The following is a 900-nucleotide window of genomic DNA, read 5'->3' as shown; positions in this document are numbered from 1 at the left end:
GCTTGCCCGCTCCCACAGGTACTGCACAGTACTCAAGAGCTGTGGAGTACCTGTGGGAGCGGGCAAGCCCGCGAAAGGGCCGGCACAGGCAACACCAACTTCCCCTGACAACAGGCCCCAACCATGCCCACCGTCCTGATCACCGGTTGTTCCAGCGGCATCGGCCGCGCCCTGGCCGACGCCTTCCGCGATGCCGGCCACCACGTCTGGGCCACCGCCCGCAAACCTGAGGATGTCGAGCAACTGAACGCCGCCGGCTTCACCGCCCGGCAACTTGATGTGAACGACAGCGAAGCGCTGGCTCGCCTGGCCGAGGAACTGGTAAACCTCGATATCTTGATCAACAACGCCGGCTACGGCGCCATGGGCCCGCTGCTCGATGGCGGTGTGGATGCCCTGCGCCAGCAGTTCGAAACCAACGTATTCGCCGTGGCCGGCGTTACTCGCGCATTGTTCCCACAGCTACGCCGCTCACGGGGCCTGGTGGTGAACATCGGCAGCGTATCAGGCGTGCTGGTCACCCCGTTCGCCGGCGCCTACTGCGCCTCGAAAGCAGCCGTGCATGCACTGAGCGATGCATTGCGCCTGGAATTGGCGCCGTTTGGGGTGCGGGTGATGGAAGTGCAGCCTGGGGCGATTGCCTCGCAGTTCGCCAGCAATGCCCAGCGTCAGGCCGAGCAGGTGCTGGCGGCGGACTCGGCGTGGTGGCCGTTGCGCGAGCACGTGCAGGCACGGGCACGGGCTTCGCAGGACAAGCCCACCTCGGCGGCAGTGTTTGCCCAGGGCGTGCTGGCGGCGGTCGGGAAGTCGCCGGTGCCGGCGATGGTGCGGTTGGGCAATGGCAGCATGGCGTTGCCGTTGATGGCCCGGTTACTGCCACGGCGGGTGCTGGACTGGGCG

Annotated in this window: 1 protein-coding gene; it reads left to right on the top strand. The window is 66.9% G+C overall.

Annotated elements, in window-relative coordinates; all coding sequences use genetic code 11:
• Window positions 1–123: 123 nt before the first annotated feature.
• Window positions 124–900 (top strand): SDR family oxidoreductase (locus ACK1U9_RS24660; protein WP_449110244.1); only part of this gene is annotated, 777 nt, incomplete at its 3' end.

It is taken from the genome of Pseudomonas sp. XP1 (genome assembly GCF_053557675.1).
The sequence above is the reverse complement of the archived record's forward strand: the minus strand, read 5'-3'. Positions and strand labels throughout refer to the sequence as shown.